General features: G+C 32.8%; 32 protein-coding genes. 1 reads left to right on the top strand and 31 read right to left on the bottom strand.

All coding sequences use genetic code 11. The annotated features are described in order from the left end of the window. The 13 genes from ABG79_RS12830 to ABG79_RS10790 form a co-directional block, all read right to left on the bottom strand. On the bottom strand, positions 1–153 hold a 153-nt coding region (locus tag ABG79_RS12830), incomplete at its 3' end, for a GIY-YIG nuclease family protein (protein ID WP_152978244.1). Positions 154–260: 107 nt separating this feature from the next. Further along, positions 261–461 carry a phage holin gene (locus ABG79_RS10835; RefSeq protein ID WP_057979487.1) on the bottom strand — a complete coding sequence of 67 codons (201 nt, stop codon included), beginning with the start codon at positions 459–461 and terminating at the stop codon, positions 261–263. A 2-nt stretch (positions 462–463) separates the two neighbouring features. Beyond that, entirely contained in the window at positions 464–601 is a 138-nt protein-coding gene (locus ABG79_RS12555; RefSeq protein WP_160318242.1) for a hypothetical protein, read from the bottom strand. Beyond that, positions 598–1,380 (bottom strand): SH3 domain-containing protein, encoded by a 783-nt coding sequence (locus ABG79_RS10830; protein ID WP_083490424.1) that lies wholly within the window; start codon positions 1,378–1,380, stop codon positions 598–600. Before ABG79_RS10830 ends, ABG79_RS12555 begins: the two co-directional genes overlap by 4 nt. A gap of 8 nt (positions 1,381–1,388) precedes the next feature. Continuing rightward, on the bottom strand, positions 1,389–1,691 hold the full coding sequence (locus ABG79_RS10825) for a hypothetical protein (protein WP_057979486.1): 303 nt from the start codon (positions 1,689–1,691) through the stop codon (positions 1,389–1,391). An 85-nt stretch (positions 1,692–1,776) separates the two neighbouring features. Continuing rightward, positions 1,777–1,905 carry a hypothetical protein gene (locus tag ABG79_RS12755; RefSeq protein WP_278287123.1) on the bottom strand — a complete coding sequence of 43 codons (129 nt, stop codon included), beginning with the start codon at positions 1,903–1,905 and terminating at the stop codon, positions 1,777–1,779. Then, entirely contained in the window at positions 1,902–2,099 is a 198-nt protein-coding gene (locus ABG79_RS10820) for a hypothetical protein (RefSeq protein WP_057979485.1), read from the bottom strand. The genes ABG79_RS12755 and ABG79_RS10820 overlap by 4 nt, the downstream gene beginning before the upstream one ends. After that, on the bottom strand, positions 2,096–2,677 hold the full coding sequence (locus ABG79_RS10815; RefSeq protein ID WP_057979484.1) for a hypothetical protein: 582 nt from the start codon (positions 2,675–2,677) through the stop codon (positions 2,096–2,098). The genes ABG79_RS10820 and ABG79_RS10815 overlap by 4 nt, the downstream gene beginning before the upstream one ends. Positions 2,678–2,679: 2 nt before the next feature. Beyond that, entirely contained in the window at positions 2,680–3,093 is a 414-nt protein-coding gene (locus tag ABG79_RS10810) for a hypothetical protein (RefSeq protein WP_057979483.1), read from the bottom strand. 14 nt (positions 3,094–3,107) lie between these two features. Then, complete coding sequence (locus tag ABG79_RS10805; RefSeq protein WP_057979482.1) at positions 3,108–3,521, bottom strand: hypothetical protein; 414 nt, start codon at positions 3,519–3,521, stop codon at positions 3,108–3,110. Beyond that, positions 3,508–5,085 carry a hypothetical protein gene (locus ABG79_RS10800; protein WP_152978243.1) on the bottom strand — a complete coding sequence of 526 codons (1,578 nt, stop codon included), beginning with the start codon at positions 5,083–5,085 and terminating at the stop codon, positions 3,508–3,510. The genes ABG79_RS10805 and ABG79_RS10800 overlap by 14 nt, the downstream gene beginning before the upstream one ends. Before the next feature lie 5 nt (positions 5,086–5,090). Further along, positions 5,091–5,435, bottom strand: coding sequence for a DUF6711 family protein (locus ABG79_RS10795; protein WP_057979489.1), 345 nt, complete (start codon positions 5,433–5,435; stop codon positions 5,091–5,093). Between the two features lie 19 nt (positions 5,436–5,454). Beyond that, positions 5,455–8,439, bottom strand: a complete 2,985-nt coding sequence (locus ABG79_RS10790; protein ID WP_057979480.1) for a tape measure protein — start codon at positions 8,437–8,439, stop codon at positions 5,455–5,457. 89 nt (positions 8,440–8,528) lie between these two features. Here ABG79_RS10790 and ABG79_RS10785 point away from each other — a divergent pair, with 89 nt between their 5' ends. Then, positions 8,529–9,275, top strand: coding sequence for a DUF4352 domain-containing protein (locus ABG79_RS10785; RefSeq protein ID WP_057979479.1), 747 nt, complete (start codon positions 8,529–8,531; stop codon positions 9,273–9,275). Here ABG79_RS10785 and ABG79_RS10780 read toward each other — a convergent pair whose 3' ends face one another. From ABG79_RS10780 to ABG79_RS10700, 18 genes are all read right to left on the bottom strand, one after another. After that, positions 9,276–9,620: a hypothetical protein gene (locus ABG79_RS10780; RefSeq protein WP_057979478.1), complete on the bottom strand. Its 345-nt coding sequence runs from the start codon at positions 9,618–9,620 to the stop codon at positions 9,276–9,278. A gap of 2 nt (positions 9,621–9,622) precedes the next feature. Then, positions 9,623–9,955 (bottom strand): hypothetical protein, encoded by a 333-nt coding sequence (locus tag ABG79_RS10775; RefSeq protein WP_057979477.1) that lies wholly within the window; start codon positions 9,953–9,955, stop codon positions 9,623–9,625. Positions 9,956–9,969: 14 nt separating this feature from the next. Then, positions 9,970–10,584, bottom strand: coding sequence for a phage tail protein (locus ABG79_RS10770; protein ID WP_057979476.1), 615 nt, complete (start codon positions 10,582–10,584; stop codon positions 9,970–9,972). 12 nt (positions 10,585–10,596) lie between these two features. Further along, positions 10,597–10,983: a phage tail tube protein gene (locus ABG79_RS10765; protein ID WP_057979475.1), complete on the bottom strand. Its 387-nt coding sequence runs from the start codon at positions 10,981–10,983 to the stop codon at positions 10,597–10,599. A 2-nt stretch (positions 10,984–10,985) separates the two neighbouring features. Continuing rightward, entirely contained in the window at positions 10,986–11,357 is a 372-nt protein-coding gene (locus tag ABG79_RS10760; RefSeq protein ID WP_057979474.1) for a minor capsid protein, read from the bottom strand. 5 nt (positions 11,358–11,362) lie between these two features. Further along, entirely contained in the window at positions 11,363–11,731 is a 369-nt protein-coding gene (locus tag ABG79_RS10755) for an HK97 gp10 family phage protein (protein ID WP_057979473.1), read from the bottom strand. Further along, positions 11,728–12,021 (bottom strand): hypothetical protein, encoded by a 294-nt coding sequence (locus ABG79_RS10750; RefSeq protein WP_057979472.1) that lies wholly within the window; start codon positions 12,019–12,021, stop codon positions 11,728–11,730. Before ABG79_RS10750 ends, ABG79_RS10755 begins: the two co-directional genes overlap by 4 nt. Further along, on the bottom strand, positions 12,018–12,491 hold the full coding sequence (locus ABG79_RS10745; RefSeq protein ID WP_057979471.1) for a DnaT-like ssDNA-binding protein: 474 nt from the start codon (positions 12,489–12,491) through the stop codon (positions 12,018–12,020). The genes ABG79_RS10750 and ABG79_RS10745 overlap by 4 nt, the downstream gene beginning before the upstream one ends. A 107-nt stretch (positions 12,492–12,598) precedes the next feature. After that, positions 12,599–13,561 (bottom strand): major capsid protein, encoded by a 963-nt coding sequence (locus ABG79_RS10740; RefSeq protein WP_057979470.1) that lies wholly within the window; start codon positions 13,559–13,561, stop codon positions 12,599–12,601. Positions 13,562–13,585: 24 nt separating this feature from the next. Next, the gene (locus ABG79_RS10735) at positions 13,586–14,200 is read right to left on the bottom strand and encodes a phage scaffolding protein (RefSeq protein ID WP_057979469.1); all 615 of its coding nucleotides are present in this window, start codon (positions 14,198–14,200) and stop codon (positions 13,586–13,588) included. Positions 14,201–14,337: 137 nt separating this feature from the next. Beyond that, complete coding sequence (locus tag ABG79_RS10730) at positions 14,338–14,580, bottom strand: hypothetical protein (protein ID WP_057979468.1); 243 nt, start codon at positions 14,578–14,580, stop codon at positions 14,338–14,340. Beyond that, the gene (locus ABG79_RS10725; protein ID WP_057979467.1) at positions 14,570–16,072 is read right to left on the bottom strand and encodes a phage minor capsid protein; all 1,503 of its coding nucleotides are present in this window, start codon (positions 16,070–16,072) and stop codon (positions 14,570–14,572) included. The genes ABG79_RS10730 and ABG79_RS10725 overlap by 11 nt, the downstream gene beginning before the upstream one ends. Further along, entirely contained in the window at positions 16,072–17,508 is a 1,437-nt protein-coding gene (locus ABG79_RS10720; RefSeq protein WP_057979466.1) for a phage portal protein, read from the bottom strand. Before ABG79_RS10720 ends, ABG79_RS10725 begins: the two co-directional genes overlap by 1 nt. Before the next feature lie 4 nt (positions 17,509–17,512). Next, a complete protein-coding gene (locus ABG79_RS10715) occupies positions 17,513–18,778 on the bottom strand; it encodes a PBSX family phage terminase large subunit (RefSeq protein ID WP_057979465.1) in 1,266 nt (421 codons plus the stop codon). Next, complete coding sequence (locus ABG79_RS10710) at positions 18,759–19,220, bottom strand: terminase small subunit (protein WP_057979464.1); 462 nt, start codon at positions 19,218–19,220, stop codon at positions 18,759–18,761. Before ABG79_RS10710 ends, ABG79_RS10715 begins: the two co-directional genes overlap by 20 nt. Before the next feature lie 18 nt (positions 19,221–19,238). Continuing rightward, on the bottom strand, positions 19,239–19,400 hold the full coding sequence (locus ABG79_RS12625) for a hypothetical protein (RefSeq protein ID WP_200956817.1): 162 nt from the start codon (positions 19,398–19,400) through the stop codon (positions 19,239–19,241). Between the two features lie 53 nt (positions 19,401–19,453). Further along, entirely contained in the window at positions 19,454–20,464 is a 1,011-nt protein-coding gene (locus tag ABG79_RS10705; protein ID WP_057979463.1) for a type II TA system antitoxin MqsA family protein, read from the bottom strand. 14 nt (positions 20,465–20,478) lie between these two features. Continuing rightward, entirely contained in the window at positions 20,479–20,769 is a 291-nt protein-coding gene (locus ABG79_RS10700) for a type II toxin-antitoxin system MqsR family toxin (protein WP_083490423.1), read from the bottom strand. Between the last annotated feature and the right edge of the window lie 236 nt (positions 20,770–21,005).

Below are 21,005 nucleotides of genomic sequence, written 5' to 3'. Positions count from 1 at the left end.
ATTAGAGTTACCACACATTGGGCTAATATACTTCCGTTTTATATTAAAACCACCCTGAGTTTCTAAAAAACTTAATCGTGTTTTTGGGTTAATACTTCTACCTATTTTTATACTACCATCTTCTTTTTCTATGATATAAACATATCCATTCATAAAAAACTCCTCCTTAATATTTTTATAAAAATAAAAAAGGCATGGTCATTTAAACCACACCTTTATTGTTAAGGAGGGTAGGTTTTTATCCTGCAAGTCCTTTATTTTTATTCTTCTTTATCAGTTATCCCGGGTGTTGTTGGGTCCATAAGCACACCCATTGCAACCAACAAACTTAAAGCAGTATTTACTGTTGTTTCCCAATCTTCTGGGACTTCAAAAAGCTTGAATGTTTTCGCTATCAATACAACTAAAGCTGAAAAGCTAAGCCAAAATGCCTTATTCCTTAATCTTGCCTTCCAATTCATATTTATTTCTCCTCCTTTAAATCATCAAAAAAATTATCTCCTGCCTCTATATATAAATTGGCAAGAGATTTTTCATATAGTTCAGCCTCTTTCTGCGTAAAGCTACGAACTTCTCCAAATAATTCTAATGCTTCATTCATCCTATCACCTTCACATAATCCTTGCAAACCCAGCCTTTGCTTGTTCTATACCAACCTTCTTTTTCGTCCAATATTTGCACCATATCGTCTCTTTTATATGTTCCAACAATCTTTGATGTCGTTGAAGGTTGCTCTCTAAGGTTCAAAGTTATCGCTAAGACTTGCCCTTTCTTAATTTGTGTTATTGCTTCATTTAATAGTTCTAATTCTTTTTTAATCAAAGGTATAAAATACTTATTCGCAGCTTCAACTGTATTTCCTCCAAAGAAATTAGTTCCCGGGCAGGATTTAGTAGTTCCTGCTCCATTTGTCCTCTTACCAGTTGCAAGGTCATACCAGTGATGATATACAATTGTATTTATGCTAGGAGTTAATTTAAACTTCTTACAAAGAACAGCATTTACAAAGACAATGCTCTTTTTCTGTTCCTCGCTCATTTTATCTCCACCAACATCAAAGTTACCAACGTTTTCAATACAAATTCCAGTGCTATTAGCTCCCTTAATGCCTGCTGGTGCTTCCTCTAATGGCCTGCAAATTGCAATCAGCCCATCAGGAAAAATGGTTATATTTTGACCTATTTCCTCAAACCCTCTTTTAAGATGGCTCCTTTCCATTCCCTTAAGCAATGTAAAGTGATTATTCTTAAAGTGTTTATAATTTGGTATATAGGTGTGGTGATTTTGAATTAAAAATATTTTTCTGTTGACCTTTAATTTTAAAATGTAATCCTTAAACTCATCTCTATTCATAAGAATAAATTTACCCTGCTTTTGCATTTCTTCACCTACTTTAATATTTTTATTCCTGCTACTACTCCTGCTACAAGTCCAATTGCTTTTATAAGTTCTAAAGCTACTTTCAACCATTTATCTTCTGTATTGTCTTTAGTCGTTGTAAACAACTCAAACATTTCTTTTAATTCGTCTAATCTATTGAATATCTGCTTAACATAAACCCTTGTTTCAGCTTGTCCTTCCTTTAAGTCTGAAATTTCTTTAGCATGAATCGAAATAGTCGCTTTTATTTCTTGAATGTCTTTTTCAATGCTTTCAAACCTTCTTTGCTCAATGCACTTTTCTTCATTCATGTTGCACCTCCGATATACTCACCCAATTTGTGAAAAAGAAAAGGGACTATTATCTGTAAAATAGCCCATAAATAAAATTTATGTTTTATTGACTACTTTCCTTTTCAGCAAAATATTGTTCTACCTCTGCTTTAACTTGTTGATTAATTATTTTATCGATTGTCAATTTTCCTGCCTCAATTAACTCAATACATTTTCTTGCTAAAAGTGTCATTGTTCAATCACCCCTTGCTGGGCAAGAATTAGTAAGGTTAAGTCGTCTATTTTAGCGTTTAGTTCTTCTATTGTAATTTGTTTTTGAGGAATAATTTGAGTATTTTCTGTATTAGTGATTAAAGTTTTTACAATTGCACCATTTTCATATTCTATAATTTCGTAATCTCCTTCAATATATTTATTCTTTATCATACTTTTAACCCTCCTCTAAGTTCAACATAGATTGGTGCTGATGAATCACTGTTTAAGGCTTTGACTTTAATTTTTAGAGAATTTTTGAAAAATAATGGGAATGAAAACGAACAAATTGCTCCATATGAGTTCAGTGATATACTTAAATTTGGAGTTTCTGTATAAGGTAGGGGTTCAATTTCTTTAAAGGTATGCGTATTTTGATAGCTCGATTGGTATATTGTATTATATACCCCACTATAACCATTCGCAGAATAAATATAATCTTTAGTTGCAAATCCTGACACACCATAATATTTAGTAGAACCACCAGGGTCTACATAAGATATAAAATTAACTGCTAACATCAAAACATTGTCAATGGTTATTTGTAAAAATCCCCCTTTTTGTTGACCTGCACCAAAAGTATGCCTAACTGCTATTGCCTCACTTATAAAGCCACTACCTGTAATATTTACAACTTCGACAAAATTTGTTGTTGTCCCTGAAACATTTATAGTCTTATTGACAGGTATGAACTTTTCATATAATAAATCTGATTTTAATTGATTAATTTTCCCTAATACAATTGCGTCCATGTTTATATTACCTCCGTTCTTAAATAATTTCCGTTTGCGTCAAAATGATATTTTAATGTCAATGTTTCACCTGTGTTTAATGTCCTTGTTTCTGTGATTAAAGTAGGTGTGTAGGTAAATGTATCTGTCCTTAAAATGTTATTTTGAGCGTCTTTATGCTCTATTTTTGTTATGTTTCCCTCACCATCATAAGTAGGATATTGAATAGTCCCGTCTATACTATCAACAAATAAATGTCTTGCCCTATAAATACCATCTTCAATTTTATTGAGATTATAAGCTGTAATAGGTGTCCCTGCTTCAACTATTGTCCCCTCGGTTGGAATGAGTGTTATAGTCCCATCAGAATTATTTTGAACCTGATAAGTGCGAGGTTTTTCAACTATTCTATCTTTCCATAAAGTTTTATTATACATTTTGCCACCTCACTTTAAAAAATTCTTGTATCATCACCACAGTTGACAGTTCCACAATACTGTAAATTGTCTATCGCCTTGTTGATATACTCATATAAATCCTTTAAATTCTGTTCTAACCTATTTGCGTCTATATAACTAAAGCTGTCTAAATGTTGCCAATTTGTTTTAGGCTCTATAAAATTTGGTGTCGTTGTAAATGCGTTTCTTATTGAATTTATTAAATCTTCTATTCTATTTAAGCTTTCCACAAACTCAATATGTGCATAATTACGATTTGTAACAACATTATCGAATAAAGTAAAATTAGGGTTTAAAGTCTTAAATATAGTTTCAAGTTCCTTGATATTATTTTCAACTCTATTCAAATCTTCTGCATTATAATAATCTTCGCTTGTCCAATTTATCTTCGGCTCAAGCCATGACATTTATATCACCTCTGGCCTCTGTTCTTCCGCTTAAATATCCTTGATAATTAAGTTCTTGCTTGTAAATTACTGCGTTTTTATTGTTAAATCTATTTTCAATAGTTACGACATCTAATAAATCTAACAAGTAATTTTGTCGCCAATTTACACTATATACTGCTCTGCGTTTTAACCATTTCATTAACCAATTAGCAACATCAATAGCGTGTTCTTCAGTATTTATAAGGGTATTCCCCTCTAGTGGATAAATCTCACCTTTTTCTATAAGTTCATTTTCAACTATTACATCTGTTTTTGTTTCTAAATCTATAAAATAGCTTACTTTAACCCTTTTTATTGCTTTTGATAGAGATATTTCAGGCTCGGAATACATATTTTGAAGTTCTATTGAGTCAACTGCGTTGTTTAAATCAGTTGTATCTTGCACTATATGAATTTTTCCATTAGAGTCGGTATAACAATATGATCTCCCTGCTTGTAATACCATAAGTAAAGCATCTCTACAATTTGTTTTTTCCATTAATCCTAATGTTGATATTTGCTGTAATCTTGTATCTATTTCATAATCGGTTATTCCTGCTGTGTTTAGTATTTCAACTGCTATGTTATATAGATTTGTTGTTCTTGGCATTACGCTTTCATAATCATATCTTAACAGCGTATCAATAATTGAACGTGCAACAAAGGTAAATGTAAAGCTTGATTGTTCAGTTTTCCACTCTGTTAAATAATAAGTCCCTATTTTGTAATAGCTTATTTGTCCATTAGCTTCAATTCCCATATAGACAGTTACTTGCTGACGTTCCTGCAAGAATTTATAAGCACTATCAGGATTTAATAAGTTAAATTCATTATTAGAATTATCAATTGTAAAACTAAATTCACTTGCTGGTAATGTTTCATTTAATAAATTAACTTCATCTATTAAACTTGCCTTGATTAATTGTGTATCATCATAAGTTTTTAAAACTCCAAAATCTATTTCTGTAACCTTTGAAAATCTATAAGGCTTATTCCATTTATTAATCTTTAAAACAATCTTTTTAAATTGATAAAAGTTACCCAATATAAGAACTTGAGTTTTATCATTGGCTTGTATATGTTGATTTTCGATTAAAATATCAGTTGCATCATATACCATTACTTCAAAATCAGTTGCATATTCATTTTCTAAAGTATCGAATGTTATCGTCAAAGCTGGAATTGAGTGAATATTATCAAATACTATTTGAATTGTTGGTGGTGCGCTAAAATTACCTTCACTATCACAAACAAACGAGCTCCACCAACCTTGCTCCCCATTATCATTAGCATTTGATGATGGTATTCTGTAACTGCCATCTAATTTAAACTTATCTTTCTCAAACGTTGCTATTTTATATGCTCTATCACGATTTTTATTTATTATTTGAGTTGAATCAGTTATGCTGTTATTATCAGAGGTTGAGAGTGTTTTATTATCATCAAGAATAGTAACATCAGTAAAGTCAAATATAACCTTGCATGTTATATATCTAGAAATGCCTTTCATTGCATCTTTAATTGTTTGCGTTGTTTGTTTCAACACTCTCACCTCTCAATCAAGTTAAATTTAATGTCCTTCCAGCGGATATTACCGTTATTATAATCCATCATTCCTACACTTCTATCTCCACAATAAAATGTTCCTGTTCTTAATACTCCTGTTTGTGGGTCAGTATAAGTTACCTCAAAAAAGACAGGTGACACTTTATTTAAAAGGTTTGACAACTCATCTTTTGTTAAATAGCTCCATGATAATTCAAGTTTCCTCTTTGTCGCTATTCTCTCAATTATCATTGTTCCTTGTGCATTTCTCTCGGCTTTTGATATATCCATTATTCCAACAATCAATGAAGAAGGGGCAGGTACATCTGCCCCATTTATTTTTAGCACACTCAAAACCTACCCCTCCTTATGTTGTCTTAATTAAAGCAGGTCGTCCTAATCTTTGTAGTTCTCCATCTATTTTGGGTAGTAACACTCTCGCTAAAGTTGTTCCATCTATTTGAATTACAATATCCTTATTTTGTCCTGTTGAGTTCATACTGTTATTTATCTGCATAGCTTGAAGTATTGCAGTCCCTACCGCTGACGCTATATTATTTTCAAAGCTTGTATTTAATCCTTGCAATACTCCTGCAGTTGCCTTTACTGCAGCTTGTATATTACCTATATTGCTATATATCCCTTGTGCATACATCTTCATGAGATTAGGTGCCCATTTGTCTGCATCAGAACCAGGACCCTCTTTAGCTGGTGAATGGAAACCGATAAAGTTGCTTATTGTTGATGCCACCTTACTCGCAGTTTCCCTTACCTTGTCAATCATTGAATTTATTCCATCTATTATATTCTTTACTAAATTTTTACCCCAATTTTTTGCATCTTCAATTATTTCGCTAATTTTTTCTTTTGCATAATTGAATGGATGCTTAATTTTATCTGCAATCTCCGTTGCTTTACTCTTTACTTTATCTGCTGCATCTAAAAATATCTTTGGAAGTTCAGTTTTTAGCTTATCCCATATACTTAATAAGGAATTTTTTATTATTATCACATGTGGGTTAATAGCAATCTTAAATTCTGTCCACTTTTCTTTAGCCTTTGTTGTAATATCACCCCATAGATTTTCAAACCAACCTTTTATACTATTCCATACATCAACTATGCTGAAATTTTTTGCTTGTTCAATCGCGGGTTTTATTGCTGTTTTAAATTCCGTCCATTTATTTATAGCGTTAGTTCTTATTGGATTCCAAATGCTTGTATCAAACCAACTAACTATACTATTCCATGTATCTTCAATACTAAATTTTCTTACTCCATTAACAACTTCCCTAACACTTGTTTTAAATTCTTCCCATTTTTGAATTGCATTAGTTTTTATCCTATCCCAAATACTAGCCAGATCTAATGCTGAAATTTTTTCAAATATAGATTCTTTGATACGTTGCCAGTGTTCAGAAGCATTTTGTTTAATGTTATTCCACTTGTCAATTAACATTTTTTTGTATTCATCCCATTTCGAAGAAGATTTCTCTTTAACATCATCCCATAATGTAACAAAATAATCTCCAATACCACCAAATGTTTCTTTTAAGCTATCATTTAAATTAAATTTTGGAAACTCAATGTTATTAAAATCATATTCTAATTCTGAAATATTAGCTTCTGGCATTTTAACTGATTCATCTGCTATTTCTTGCATAATAGCATGAACTTCATCAAAACTTTGCAAATTATCACTTGCAGCTTTACTCTGTTGTTTTAGTGCATTAGTGTTCTTTCGAGTTTGTTGAGAAGCATTTTTTGTAGCTTGATTTACTTTATCTTGAGCTTCTTTAACTTGTTTTAATTCATCTCCTGCAGCTACATAAGTTGATTTTCTTTGTGCCATTATGCTTTTTTCATTTTGAATAGACGCCTTTATTTTATTTTGCATATTTGATAATGCTTTACCTACTACAGGAATCCAACCTAATATTAACTTATAGTAACTCACTATTGCATAAACTACATACGCAATTCCAACCTTTAAAGCTCCCCATGCTTGTAAACCATAATATCTAACTTTGTCCCAGTTTTTATATAAGGCTATACCTGCTACAATTAAGGCTGATATTGCTATGGTAGCCCATCCTACAGGACCAAGTGCGGTCCATACAGCAATTATTGCTGCTCTTGCAGCTGTTAAAGCACGTGAAAATATACCTGTTGATACTGTAGCTTCTAACATTAGAACCTTATAGTAAACAACTACCGAATTCAAAAATCCTATAGCTCCACTTGTAACAGTTGAAGCACCTGCAAGTGCAAGATTTACTGATTTAAATAACCCAACTGCTTTAGTTGCAGCGTTTACAGCAATAGTTGCAAGTTTAAAAGATACAAAATACAACAACACTCCTTTAATTATTGGCCCGAATATGTTCCAATTATTTTTTATTGTATTAAATACCCCGACAATTATTTGCCAAATACTTCTTAGTGCTGCACTAATCATTTGAAAATCAGATAAAACGTTAGGCCCAAACATTTTTCCAATGGCATAGTTAAATCCGCCTTGTTGCATTTCATTTTTAAACCGCTGAAGCCAATCTCTAACGCCTTTTAACCAATTCTTTAAGCCTTCAAATGCACCTTCTGTCGCTTTCCCTGTTATACTCCTTAGAGTATCTTTTATTGTTGAAGTAATACCTTGCCATGTATTCTCCATGTTTTTCATCAAGTCTTTGAATCTGCCTTCCATACCTGCAACAAGTATATTAACTGCTTTGTCTGCTGGAATTAATCCATCCTCAGCTAATTTCTTGACCTCAGGCACTGTTTTCCCAATTGCCTTGGCTAGCATATCCCAAGCTGATATACCAACACTTGTTAGCTGCATCATATCTTGTGCTGTAACTCTCCCTGCTGTTTTCATCTGTCCCAATGCGAACATAATTCTATTTATTGTTTCTGAACCACCCCCTAAACCCGCCGCTGCGTCGCTAACTGCCTTCATGATAGGTAATACATCTTTTGCCTCAAAACCAAATGCCATAAGCATTTTTGCACTTTCTTGTAACTCTGGAAACTCAAAAGGTGTTTTATCTGAAAAATCTTGCAAGTCTTGTAGAAAAGACTTTGTTTTTTCAGCACTACCAAGCATTGTTGTAAAGCCAATTGTAGCCCTTTCCATCATACTATTAAAATCTAATGCACTACCTGCGATAGCTCTAAAGCCTGATTTAACTGCTTCAAAAATACCCATTCCAAGTGTAAACGACATAGCATTTTTAAATATATCTCCTATATTTAATCCTGTTTTTTGAGCCCTTTTTTCTGCTCTATCCAAATCTTTTTCATACTGCGAAAAGTCTACACCCATTGCTACTAATAGTTCTCCAACTTTCATCTTTTCACCACCTTTTTTAAAAAAGCAGGATTTTTTGTTAAAACATAGAAATAATATAAGTGTAATAAAATTTTTGGAGGTGTTATTATATGAACAAAAAAAGTTTCAAATCAATTCTACTGCTCTTAATTTTAATAACCTTTTTAGCTTCACCAGTTTTTGCCGCAACATTAGTAAAAACAATTAAAGTAACAATCAGTTCAGTAATGTTAAAGTCAAATAATAAACAAATCGTAGTTAACTCCATAAAATACAACAATACAATTTATGTTCCTTTAAATCAAGTAGCAGCATTGCTTAATAAAAAGGTTAGTACAAATAAATCTTCTATTGTATTAATAGATAAAGATTTACCACCTTCAACTGCAGTAGGTTATTCAAGAACTAATCCTGCTACTCTTAATACTCCTTTGGTTATAGCTTTTGAGCATGGCCTTAATAAATTTAAAGCGAAAATTACAATAAAAGAAATTGTTCGTGGTGCTGACGCCTGGAATATGTTGTATAAAGCAAATGAATTTAATGAACCTCCAACTGAAGGTTACGAATACATATTAGCAAAAATTAATTTTGAATTATTGGAAGCAGATAACGATGCTTCATATGAACTTTCAAGAGTTAATTTCAAATTAATATCTGAAAAAGGAAAAGAATATCCTACAGTTATGTGGGGAGTATGTCCAGAACCACAATTTGATAACATTTCATTATATAAAGGTTCATCTCATGAAGGTTGGGTAGTTTTCCAAGTAGAAAAGACTGACTTAAAACCAACTATTACTTTTGGTAGAAAATATGATGGAACTGGTGGTATATGGTTTAAGGCATACAAATAATTACCACGGTCCCTTTAATCCCTTTGCTTTTGCTTCGGCAATATAAGAGGCCCATTTATCTTCATCTTGGGCCTCTTTAAAATATCTTTCTATTTTTGCTGCATATTTTTTGTCTATAAAATCATCTGGTTTAACTTCTTTGAGCCTTCTTTTGCTAAACATATTTGCTATTGCAGCAAAGCCATTTGTTATTACTGAAGCTAAAAATGCCCATTTGCCTTTAAACTCTACATATTCTTGAATTTCTTTTTGCTTTTGCAGTTCTTTTATTATCGCTTCAAGCTCACTTGGTCTTAATTGTTTTATATCTTCAATATTCCAACCAAATTCCCTTGCTAAAAGCACTATTATTTCTGCATTGAGGAAATCGGAGCTAAACGCATCATTGTCCCCATCAGTTTCTTTATTCCGAAAAAATTTACATCGATAAATGCTTGAATCAACGCTTCAAGTTCGCTCATATATGCATTTTTGATGTCATCCTTATTCAACTCAGGAAATATTATAGGTAATTTGTCATATATCAAATCAAAATCAACATCCACATTTTCCAAAGTTATCTTGCTTATTTTGCCTTTACTCCCTGGAAAAAGCTCTGCAATAAGCTTTTCAAGCTCACCAATTTTCTTTTCAGTAACACTTATATTTTTACCCGCTACAGTAATAATTCTATCTCTCATATGCTTTAGCCTCCTTATAATCTTATAAACAATTCTCCTACACCTTCGAAATCAATTTTATCCTTAACAAGCTCATCAACAGCTGATTCTATACCTTCGCTTGTTATTATTGCAAATCCTTCAAAGCATTTTTGACTTGCACCTGAATCAACAAATAGCTTTACAACAATGATATTCCCAAGTGATTTAAAGAATCTGTCATCTCCCCAATATGCTTCTGCTGAACCTTTCCATCCTTTTATTGTTGCAGTGTATTCTTTCCAGCCACCACTTGCAAATGTCGTAGATTCTGTTGTTTCTTGTTCAAAATCAATACTCCAATTGAAAAATCCGCCGCACTGAACAAGTGTTAAAGCCTGTCCTGAGACTGTAACTGTATCAGTAGGCTGCAATGGTGAATCAAATACAACATACCCACCTGCTCTTTCAAGTTTATAACCACTTGATACAACAGTGCCATTCTTTTTTACTGTAATCGTTGCATTCAACGGCCAATATCTATATGCTGTATTTGTTACTTGATATCTTGTCAACGTTGCATCTTTAGTTGTAGCTTGATCTGTAAAAGAAACAGGAGCGGCATTTATATCGCTCACATATACCGCTCCAATCATACCAGTTATAGCCATGTTATCACCTCATTATGTTAAGGTTACGGTTAATGCACCTGTCCCTTGAAAATCACACTTAAATGTTCCCTTATCATCAACTGGCATTTCAATTGAAAAATTAACATAAGCTGTTCCTGCAAGTTTCTTTGTAGCATCAATTCTAAGTTCGAGAGAAACCGTCGTGCCATTTTGCCATGCTGTGATAAGTGCTCTTTGCCCGTTTGTGTCAGAAGGATTAAAATTACCTTCAAAGCTTCCTTTCCATTCTTTTAAACCTGCAATAAATTCTTTCCAACCGTTAGAATCAAAATTTGTTATTTCAATATTGTCTGTTTCGCAATCAATTGACCAATTAGAAATCTCTGAAACCTTGTTTGCTCCTATATATACACTACCGCCTTTTCCTGCAATTGCCATTATTATACCTCCTTTATAATTTCAAAATTGCAAACAAATTCTGCTCTATTATTTTCGTCATACCCTAAAAACTCAGGACTTTGCAAAGCCTTGATTAATAAATATCTTTTACCATTGATAATTCGTTCTGATAAACCATGCAATATATTTTTTACCTGTTCAATCTTCATTCTTCCAGTTTGGTAATCAACATTTCTTACCATTACCTGTAGCCTTGGTTTTTCAATATTACTATGCAGTTCTGGTGCTTCACCGCCATATTCAAACAATGCTATGCAATTATCTACATCGTCTGGCAATAGTGATAAGAAAATATCGGTTCCTAATAAACCGATACTTTGTTCTTGTAAATACTGCCCTATATCAAGTAGCATTTACATCACCCCTTTTCAAGGGCATCTTTTATTGCTTTTTGAATGTATTTCCTATACTTTCCTTTATTTTGTTCAAAAGGAACTTCTAAAAACTTTGCTCTACCGCCTTTAGGGTGCTTAAAATGTAATCCCTCATGTTGTCTTCGTGCATAAGGCAAATCATAGCCCACTAAAACAGACATTATTCCTATGTTATATTTAGTATAATCTAAAACAACACTACAATTTCTCCTCAGGTCTCCTGTATCAATAGGTGCTTGCTCTGCTGATTTTCCTTGTAAATCTGCACCGCATTTTAATAAAGCCTTCTTCGCTGCCTCTCTTGCTATTTCTTTTGCTAAATTACCTCTCCATTTCAGTTCAAAACCACTCATACCCACACCTTCCTAAAAAGAAAAACACCGTCTAAATTAACGGTGTCTGAGTAGTTCATAACGTTAAATTGTTTACCTTCATATTCAAGCTTATCATCAAGCCCTACCTTTTCTATTAGATAAAATGTTCCTTGTGATACTGATTCTTTGCCTTGTTTATCCCTTATAAGCTTCATTCTTTCTTCATATCTACAAGGGATTTCAACTGCTGGAGCATATATAGGCTGGCCATATGCGTTGTTGCCTGTTTTTTTATACCACTTTACCTTTTGATTAAAATACTCTTTCATCTAATCACCACCGCTCCAGCAATATAAGGCTTAAGTAACTCTAATGCTTCTTTACTAAATAACTTGCCATATCCTTTATATTCTTCTGATACATCCCCAAAAGTAACTCTAACTAAATTTTGTTCCTGTGCTTTAGTTCTCGCACTATTACCATACTTTAGTAACGCTAAAGCTTCTTCACACGTTGCAGTTTTAACCTCATCTGGAATTGTAGGCTGTTCAACTACTCCAAAGAAACCAATTCTTTGCCCTACATTAACTAAAATTCTTGGAAATTGCAATACCTGCCCTGATTCCGCCTTTGAACCTTTAAAGCTTAGTCTATTTATTCGTCTTGTTGCTTCTTTGAGGGCCTTTTCTTTTGTTCCTTGGTCTGCTCCTTGCCATTCATCACAGTAGAGTTTTCCTCCAAAGTATTCTTCTGCCCATTCAAGGGTACAGAAGCTGTCAATTCCTTCTGTGAGTGCCATTGTTCTTCACTCCTTAATTTTTCTCTTCGTATTCTATTGAATGCAGTTACACTCATTATATCACTCCTAATAATATTTTATGAGGCAGGTTTTTCCTGCCCCCATCATCATATCTTATGCTTAAACGCAACTATTCTTATGTTCTTGTTTTCATATACTCTATTCCAGTTTGCAGCAGTTGCTAATTCTGCATTTGATGGTGATGAACCTGCAACGCTTGCTGATGTAAATGCTACTCCTCTTGGGTGTAGAATAAATGTCTTTCTATTGATTAGATAGTCTTCACCAGCAAGTGAATCTCTGTCTGTTTCTGTTGCTGTGAATCCTACAGGATTTCCGCTACCGTATGCTATTGCACCTTCACCAAAAATATATGTTGTGAATACGCCTGTCCCACTGTTATATGGGCAACCATCATCAACGATTACTCTCTTGCCCATATATGTTTTAACTGATGGTGAACCATCAGCAGGTTGAACAGTTTGGACAAGATTTTGTTTAGCAAGTGCAGCTTCAACAGCTGAATGCATAATAATTGCAGTTAGCTTTTCTTTTGCATCGCCAAGCTTTTGAACTGCATCTATGAATGTTGTTGCTGTAAACTTTGCAGCATCTCCAGTTCCTGCTGAAACGTCATGTAAATTTCCTGCCATTGAAGCTGATGCAAATACACCATCAAGTAATGATATAACGGTCTTTTGCATTTGTCTTGCCCAATATCCAGCAACTAAATCAGCTATTGCCCTCATTGGGTCATCTCCTGCAAGGTTTGCCGCTAAGTCATTTACTGCCCATGCTTTACCTCTTCTTAAGATAACTGCTACATCTTGCCCTGCAGTAATCTTATCTGGCGTTAATGCTCCTGAATCGCTTAACACTTCATCATCACCAGTTAAATCATTCCAATATGGCATATTGATGGTTTTTGCTCCTGCTGAAGCAAGTCTATCAAATTCTGGTATATGTGATAATATACCACTTTGATATAATGCTGAAAGTTCTGCTGTTCTTTGAATTACATAAGGGTTAAATACCTCTGGAATTATAACATCTTGAATTTTTGTAACCATAATTTATTCCTCCTTTAAATTTTTTTATTTTACACCTGCTGCAGCTTTAAGTTGTTCTGCTAATGCAGGGTTTTCTTTTAAAATCTTTGCTTGTTCTGTTAAATTAAATGTTTCTTTTGCCCATGGGTTTTTAATGGTAGGATTAGCTCCACCTGGTGGATTAGATGCACCACCTATTTTTGTTTGCACATCACCAAATAAAAAAGCCTTGGTTTCAGCAATTGATTTTAATTGCTCATCAAGGCCTTCAATTGAACCATCTTCTTTGATATTTAGTTTAGACTTATCAATAAGCATTGAAACAATATCAGGGTCTTTTGCGTTTGATTTAATTGCAGCCATTTTTATTGCTGCAGATATACTAACGTCTTTTATCTTTCCTTCTGATTCTTGTAGTTTTGTTTGGAGCTCCTGAATTTGATTTTGCAATTCTTCATTTCCTTTTGCCTGCTTTTTCATTTCTTCAAACTGTTTGTTTAAATCTTCTGCTTGTTGCTTGTAAAGTTTCTTTTGTTCATTAATTTCATCAAACTTTGCCTTTGGGATATATGAACCATCGTTGACGATTAGTTCCTTATCCCCTATTTTTTCTTTTACTTTGCTGTAAAGTTCTTCTCCTAAAAGTTCTTTTAAGTCCATAACATAAACCTCCTTTTATTATTCCCACTTGCCTTTTTATACTGGTCGGCTCCAGCTGCGGTCTTCTTCTTTTGGCCCTACAATACTAAAAAGGGCAATATAAAAAGCACCTGCGAATGCAAGTGCCTGTTAACAAATCATATTTCATAAATAGAGATTATTTCGTTCTCATAAATACAAATTACTTCACCTATATTTTTCATTTCTGTATCACTAATTGCTTCAATTTCATCAACCCTTATACATATACTATCATATTCTTCATCAAAGTCTTCTCCAAAGTTATAATCTTCTACATAACCCTTTATTTTAATATTACCTTCCATCTCAATTAAAACATGCTTTCCGTGATAATTCTCTAAAAATCTATCACTCATCATTATTCAGCTCCTTTAGTGGTTTTATCGGAACAACATGAATTCCTGTTTTAGAGAAATGTATACAACATCTATTTGTCTTATATTCTTTTCCTTCTTTATCTATATATATTCCAATAAGTTTATCACATTCTACATATAGCCTGTTATTCCATTCTTGATGCTTATTTAGTCTTATTTCACCATTTGAGATATATCTATCTATAATTTCCTGTGCATTTGCAGTTAATATACTAGGTTTATAATTTTTATTTTCTTTTTTAAGCCTATCTAAATATTCTTCATATTCATTTGTTCCGTATATATGCCTATTCTGTTTTTCAATATTTATTTTTATATTGTATTTCCCATTTGCTATATCTTCTTTAATTCTTTGTTTTGTCTTAATTATATCACTACTATCATCCTTTGTCATTGCTGTTTCCTTTTTATTCTTAATATATTCTTCATATTGCTTTATTATACTTCCATCTTTTCCAGTTGGTCTTTTGCCTTCTTTTTCATAGGAACGCTTTAACCTTTCTGCAGCTTTAACCTTGTCTTCCAACTGTGCATTCTCATTATACAAAACTTCCCTTGCTTTGCGTCTATTACTTTGTATAGTTACCTTATCTCTCATTCCTTTATAGGCCTGCTTTTCTTTTTCATTTCTCGGATCCTTTGTAAGAGAAGTATTGCTAAACCTTTCCGTTTCTTCTGCATTATCGTCAAATTCTCTAACATAAGGTTGTAAGGAATGTCTGCAGTTAGGGTGGATTGGTGGCCTATATCTATCTTCAAGCTTTGGATAACGTTTATCTTTGCCGCTAATGCTAAATACTTTCCCTTGTAGTGGTGCACATTTTTCACATGTTGGATAATGTGTTGTTATCCTGACTAAATCAATCCCTGCTTCCTCACATGTGTTTAGTGTCGCAACACTTGCTATTTCAGCTGTTGTAGTCCTTGCAACCATTTCAGCGTATCTATCTATTCTCCATTCCCTGCCTAACTTATCTTTAAATCCAGTTAAGCCTTGTGACAATAACTTCTGCTGCAGCTCCTTTGATATGTCCTTTACTGTTTGCCCTGCTGCATATTTTTTAGCTGCCGCTTCAAGTGCTGCTTGTCTGTAATAATCATTTATCCTTCTTCCTGCAAATTGTGTTGCTTGCCTTAAATTATCATACATATTCTGTGCGATAACATCTATTGCTCTTTGATGCACCTGAGCAAATTCTGGTTTTATATCCTTTTGCATTCCTACTTTGTTAATGTATGCTAAAACTTGTGTGTAATTCTCTTGATAAATCCTTGGAATTACTTCTTGTATCCATTTTGCAGCTTCTTTGTCTATTTGATTGAGTATCCCCATAATCTGCTTTAGTTGGTCTTTATAAAATACTACATTTTGTTTTTTTGATTCCTTGTGTAATAATACCTTTAAAACTTCTAAAAAACCTTGTCTGTATATTTCAACTAAAGCTTCTATTTGTTTTTCAACATCATAAGGCATTATTCTTCACCGCCTGTTTGTCTACCTTCTTGCAGGTTCACTTTAAATAATGCTGGTGCTTCTTGATTAGCTTCAACTGCTATTTTTGATAATTCTTCTCTTAGAGTCTCTGCATCAAACTCAAATAAATGTTTTAATGCTGTCTCTCTTGAAATTAATCCATTTTGAACTAATGTTGAATAAATTTCCGCTTGTTCTTTTTCGTCATTTGGTAATCCATCTTTCCACATTATATTAATATTTTCTAATTTAACACCTTTACCTAAATTAGCATCAAGTTGACTTGCTATCATTAGCACTTTCTCTATAGCAGGGTCAAGCCTCATTCTAATTCTATTTACCTTAGCAAGTGGAGCCATCATTAGTCTTCTTAATGCTGTTCCACTCTCTGCAAGTCCTGATTTTAATTGTCCAAATGTAGCTGCACTTGTTTCACTTAATGCATAGAATTGCTCTAATAACTGTTCTATATGCTTAAATGCAGCTTCAAGCTGTCCATCCCATGTTACATATCCAGGCGGATTTTCTCCTTGACTTATAGGGAAATATTTTCCGCCACCTTTTACATACCAATTACCATATTCATCTTGTTCAAGTGCTGTATCTGGACCATACATATTAGGGTCTGCATGCTTATCAAGAATCCTACTTATTTGTGATAATCTTATTTCAAGCTCTTGTATAATTCCATCTAAATCATTATAATCATCTAACCCATAAGCTCTATCACTTGTCATTAGGTTGTGAACAGGAATAACTAAAAAATCATCTACACCTGTTTCCTGTTCTTCTGGTAAATCAGGATAAAATGTTTCAAGTGGCAGCTGTGATTTTATAAGTCCATTATCAAGCTCAAACAACTTGTTTATTATCTTGCTTTTTTCGTGTATTTCAGCCCTTAAAAACATCCTTTTTCTTTGCCCACCAAGTAATGTTTTTTCTGTTATTTCAAATGTCCATGCTATTACATGGGCTTGTACATCTTTTATATTATCTGGACTTACTACTGGGAACCATAGGCTTGGTGGAATCGCTTCTATTATGGGCTTTTTATCGTATCTAACTTTAAATATACCTGTTCCGTATCTTGAAATATCTAAAGCAACTTCGTAAGCAACATTAAAAAAATCATTGTCATTAATTATCTTTTCTAATTGTTGCTGTTTTTTTGATTTTTGTTCTCCTGCTGTTATGCGTGGTCTTTCACCTAATAGTAAGTCTGCCCACAACGTTGATAATCTCTTTGCCCAGTTAGTAACTATAAACACCGCTGTATTATATTCATCTCTATACAATCTTCTAACCCAATCTCCAAAGACTAAATCATGACATCCTTCAAATAGCTTTTTGTTTGCTTCATATCGTCTTAGTCTTTCTATTTCACTCTCTGCCGGCCATGGTTGACCTATATCTATTTGATTTAAGTCGGTTAACATATCATCACCATCCTTGTGGTTTGCTTATGATTGGCTTTCTGCTTAACATATCATCCTCTAAAGCATACCTAACTGCATCTATACTATGATTGTTCTTATCTGGATAATCTGCTTTAAAGTTACCTTCTTTGTCCTTTTCAAGCTCATAATTTAAAAATTCCCTCAAAGTATTAGGGCATCTTTCCGGGTCAATTATTATCTCCTCTAAATCCTGCAAAAATTTAATCCCATATTCAACACTATCTGGACCTTTCTTTGCACCTTTTACTCTTAAACCGTATTCTTTTAACTCATCTATTGATTTTGGTTCCGCACTATCTGCTGTAATCCACCTATTTGAAACATTTTCTTTCTTAATTAATTCTGCTGCTTTTCTATTGCTTAATCCTGCTTGATGTATTTCGTAGAATATATAAAGCCTTCTGCGTGTTTTATCAAAGTGACATACTGTATAATGAAACGGATCCCCTGCATAACCAAAGTCAATTCCTCTTTTTATCCTGTCAAATATTTTTATCTCTTCATCAGTTATCTTTCTTGCAGTAACATTAGTAAATATTTCTCCACCTGTTCCTGTTACCTCTCCTAAATATTCATGTCTGTATGCTTTTTCATTAACCTTCTTTAGGTGTTCTGCTTCAATAAAAAACTGTTCACCAAGCCATGCTTTTGGAACAGTTAAATATGTGCTATGATGAACTTTTCTATCTTCCCTATCGATTAAAACTTCTTCATTTACCCAGCTTCTAACACTATTAGGCGGATTATACGTATAAAATACTACAAACTTTTCTCCACCTCTCATTAAGGACTGGTTAATCATTCTTATTTCTTCTATTCCATTAAATTCATCAACTTCTTCATACCATATAAACTTTATATAACCTTTACTTACTTTAGTCGATTTTATCTTTTTAGGTTTATCTGCTCCTCTGAATAATATCTTTTGCCCTGTAGGAATATACGTTAATTCCATAGGGTTATGTTTAATATCCCAGTATTCACTCACTTGTAGCTTTTCTATGGCCCATACAAGTTGTTCAAATACACTGTCCTTTAATGTTTCCTTTACTTTTCTTAAAACAACTGCATTAGCTTTAGGATCCTTCATTATACCAAGTATTATTTCAATACTGACAAACGATGATTTTGTCGACCCTCTTCCACCTTTTAGCCAATAATGTGTATATCTATTGTTTTTTATATCGTTGTGAATTTCATAAAAAGAAGGTGCAATAAGTTCGCTTAATTTAATCTTCATTTGCACCATCTTCCTTTATATCATCTATTATTACAACACCCATATTCCCTTCTACATTTACCTTTTCGGTAAACAGAGTATATCTTTTACCAAGGAGCTCTGCAGCTTTTATCCTGTCTCTTGCCCCTATCTGTTTCTTTATAATTTTTGCTTTTGTTGCACCTTTTCTAACCGATTCTACTACAACTACTTCCTCTTTAATTTCTCCTCGCATTGATTTAGATAGAAATTCCAATACTTCCTCTGCTTTTGCTATGCGTTGATTTTCTATCTGTTTTAATCTTTCGGAAATATAGTTTTTAATGTCTACATTTGTCAGCAATCTTGAGCCATTTTTTCTTGCTGTATCATCATTTTTAGTATTATAAGCCCTTTTATAACTTTCTGTGGCATTCAGCGTTTCAATATAGAAATCGCAGAATGCCTTCTGTTTTTTCGTTAATTTACCCACTGAATGCCACCTCCTTCTTCACCTTATTTGCCTATATGCTCCTCTACGCCTTTTATATATGTGCTCATGCACTCCCATCAATTCCTCAATATCTTTAAAGGCGAGGTGCTCTTTCCTCTCCTTCATCAACTTTTCGTATTCCCTTGGCTGTTTATGTTTGAGTATTTCTCCTATTTTCACCTCTCCTCAACTCCTTTCTACAAAATAAAAAGAGCCTAATTAAGGCTCTTAATTTATATAACTATTTTAAGTTCATCTGCATAATCATATGAAATTAAATTTTCAAAAGGAGTTTCAAGCCACCCTTTTTCTTTATGTGATATATCGGAAATTTCCCTGCAACTTTTATTTTTAAATTTATCTATTACAATATTTATTACTTGAAGTTCTTCTTCAGTAAAAATAGACATGTCATAATTTTTATTACTCTTTATTTTTATAATTGTAGATGTTCCATCGATTGATTCTTGTTCTTCCATCACAAATTTATCACTTGGATAATTCAAAAGTTCAACATATCCCCTTTTTTCAACAACAGGCCCATAATGGCACTTAACATATCTTAAACCTGTTATTGAAGTAACATAATGTTTAAAAGAGATAAAATCTGTATACCATAACAACTTATTTAGGTTAGTTTGATATAGTTCATTAATTTTATCAGCCAAATAGCTTATTAAATTTTCCACTTTTTCAAAGTCAAATTTCTTATAACCATTATAAATATTTTCTTCATGACTTAACAAATTTATTATATACTTTTTCTTTTGAAATTTAACAATATCCCCTAGTTTATTGTTTACTTTATCATATGTTTTCTTTGATATCCGTTCCTTGTTATACGCTTCCTCAACTTTTTCCTTAAAAACCTCTTCATCTTCAAGCAATAGTTTTAATAAATCACTGTGACTTTGGCTTGGTAAATCTCCTCTTTCATATCTATTTATAGTCATCTTACCCCAACCAAGAATAGCACCAAGTTCTCTTTGCGATAAGGCATACTTATCCCTTAGTTTTATAATATCTTCGGGCTTAATTATTCCCATAATCTCTCTGTATTTTTCATACAATCTTTTTAAATTATCTTCTTCGATTTCTTCAACAAATAGATCCTCACCACATTTTTTACAATATGCAATATTTTCAATAACATTTACTTTTATACCTTTATACTCATTTATTAAATTTTGCCTTATCTCATATTCAACGTATCCATTACAGTTAGGGCAATAAACCTTTTTCATGTAAATCCTCCCCTTTATTCATTCATGTCTTCATGAAATGATATACATACCACCTCTTCTGGAGGGTTATATCTAATTTTTATGTAAATTTGTTTATCTAAATATGTTGTATTCTTGAAAACCCAAATATCTCCTTCATATTTTGGATTGTGGTCTTTTTCAGGTCCTTTTATATAATCTTGAGGCCTAAGGCCCAAAATAATTCTCTTCACATCTTCTGTTAACAACCCATAATTTCTCATAAATTTAACATTTTTATCTCTTCTAACAAATTGAAAGCCTTTTTCTACAACTACTTTCTTTATCTCTTTTAAATATGCTGTTAGTAAATTATTCTGTAGTAAAATAATATCGCCCTCTTTCGTGTCGTGAGATGTTCTTTACTTATTTTTATTATATCATATTAGTTTTGTTTTTGCCACTTTTTGAGGGCATTTTTATTATTATTTTTACCTTTTTTCTATTTTTTATTAAACCTATATTATAATTAACATATGTTATAGCGTCCTTACTCATGACTAAAGTCACGAGAATGCGGACG

The sequence above is a fragment of the Caloramator mitchellensis genome, from assembly GCF_001440545.1.
Classification (GTDB): domain Bacteria; phylum Bacillota; class Clostridia; order Clostridiales; family Caloramatoraceae; genus Caloramator; species Caloramator mitchellensis.
This window is presented reverse-complemented; position numbering and strand designations above follow the sequence as displayed.

Bases quoted from the DNA above. Each gene is read 5' to 3' on its own strand.
- ABG79_RS10765 (WP_057979475.1), bottom strand. From the start codon at position 10,983: ATGGCAATTGCAGGAAAAGGCGGTAGTGTATATATAGGAGCAAACAAG.
- ABG79_RS10790 (WP_057979480.1), bottom strand. From the start codon at position 8,439: ATGAAAGTTGGAGAACTATTAGTAGCAATGGGTGTAGACTTTTCGCAG.
- ABG79_RS10785 (WP_057979479.1), top strand. From the start codon at position 8,529: ATGAACAAAAAAAGTTTCAAATCAATTCTACTGCTCTTAATTTTAATA.
- ABG79_RS10775 (WP_057979477.1), bottom strand. From the start codon at position 9,955: ATGAGAGATAGAATTATTACTGTAGCGGGTAAAAATATAAGTGTTACT.
- ABG79_RS10825 (WP_057979486.1), bottom strand. From the start codon at position 1,691: ATGAATGAAGAAAAGTGCATTGAGCAAAGAAGGTTTGAAAGCATTGAA.
- ABG79_RS10835 (WP_057979487.1), bottom strand. From the start codon at position 461: ATGAATTGGAAGGCAAGATTAAGGAATAAGGCATTTTGGCTTAGCTTT.
- ABG79_RS10705 (WP_057979463.1), bottom strand. From the start codon at position 20,464: ATGAAAAAGGTTTATTGCCCTAACTGTAATGGATACGTTGAATATGAG.
- ABG79_RS10755 (WP_057979473.1), bottom strand. From the start codon at position 11,731: ATGAGTGGTTTTGAACTGAAATGGAGAGGTAATTTAGCAAAAGAAATA.
- ABG79_RS10820 (WP_057979485.1), bottom strand. From the start codon at position 2,099: ATGATAAAGAATAAATATATTGAAGGAGATTACGAAATTATAGAATAT.
- ABG79_RS10815 (WP_057979484.1), bottom strand. From the start codon at position 2,677: ATGGACGCAATTGTATTAGGGAAAATTAATCAATTAAAATCAGATTTA.
- ABG79_RS10735 (WP_057979469.1), bottom strand. From the start codon at position 14,200: ATGGACTTAAAAGAACTTTTAGGAGAAGAACTTTACAGCAAAGTAAAA.
- ABG79_RS10730 (WP_057979468.1), bottom strand. From the start codon at position 14,580: ATGATGAGTGATAGATTTTTAGAGAATTATCACGGAAAGCATGTTTTA.
- ABG79_RS12555 (WP_160318242.1), bottom strand. From the start codon at position 601: ATGAATGAAGCATTAGAATTATTTGGAGAAGTTCGTAGCTTTACGCAG.
- ABG79_RS10805 (WP_057979482.1), bottom strand. From the start codon at position 3,521: ATGTCATGGCTTGAGCCGAAGATAAATTGGACAAGCGAAGATTATTAT.
- ABG79_RS10760 (WP_057979474.1), bottom strand. From the start codon at position 11,357: ATGCTACTTGATATAGGGCAGTATTTACAAGAACAAAGTATCGGTTTA.
- ABG79_RS12755 (WP_278287123.1), bottom strand. From the start codon at position 1,905: ATGACACTTTTAGCAAGAAAATGTATTGAGTTAATTGAGGCAGGAAAA.
- ABG79_RS10720 (WP_057979466.1), bottom strand. From the start codon at position 17,508: ATGTTAACCGACTTAAATCAAATAGATATAGGTCAACCATGGCCGGCA.
- ABG79_RS10770 (WP_057979476.1), bottom strand. From the start codon at position 10,584: ATGGCTATAACTGGTATGATTGGAGCGGTATATGTGAGCGATATAAAT.
- ABG79_RS10810 (WP_057979483.1), bottom strand. From the start codon at position 3,093: ATGTATAATAAAACTTTATGGAAAGATAGAATAGTTGAAAAACCTCGC.
- ABG79_RS10740 (WP_057979470.1), bottom strand. From the start codon at position 13,561: ATGGTTACAAAAATTCAAGATGTTATAATTCCAGAGGTATTTAACCCT.
- ABG79_RS10830 (WP_083490424.1), bottom strand. From the start codon at position 1,380: ATGCAAAAGCAGGGTAAATTTATTCTTATGAATAGAGATGAGTTTAAG.
- ABG79_RS10750 (WP_057979472.1), bottom strand. From the start codon at position 12,021: ATGAAAGAGTATTTTAATCAAAAGGTAAAGTGGTATAAAAAAACAGGC.
- ABG79_RS10745 (WP_057979471.1), bottom strand. From the start codon at position 12,491: ATGGCACTCACAGAAGGAATTGACAGCTTCTGTACCCTTGAATGGGCA.
- ABG79_RS10715 (WP_057979465.1), bottom strand. From the start codon at position 18,778: ATGGTGCAAATGAAGATTAAATTAAGCGAACTTATTGCACCTTCTTTT.
- ABG79_RS10725 (WP_057979467.1), bottom strand. From the start codon at position 16,072: ATGCCTTATGATGTTGAAAAACAAATAGAAGCTTTAGTTGAAATATAC.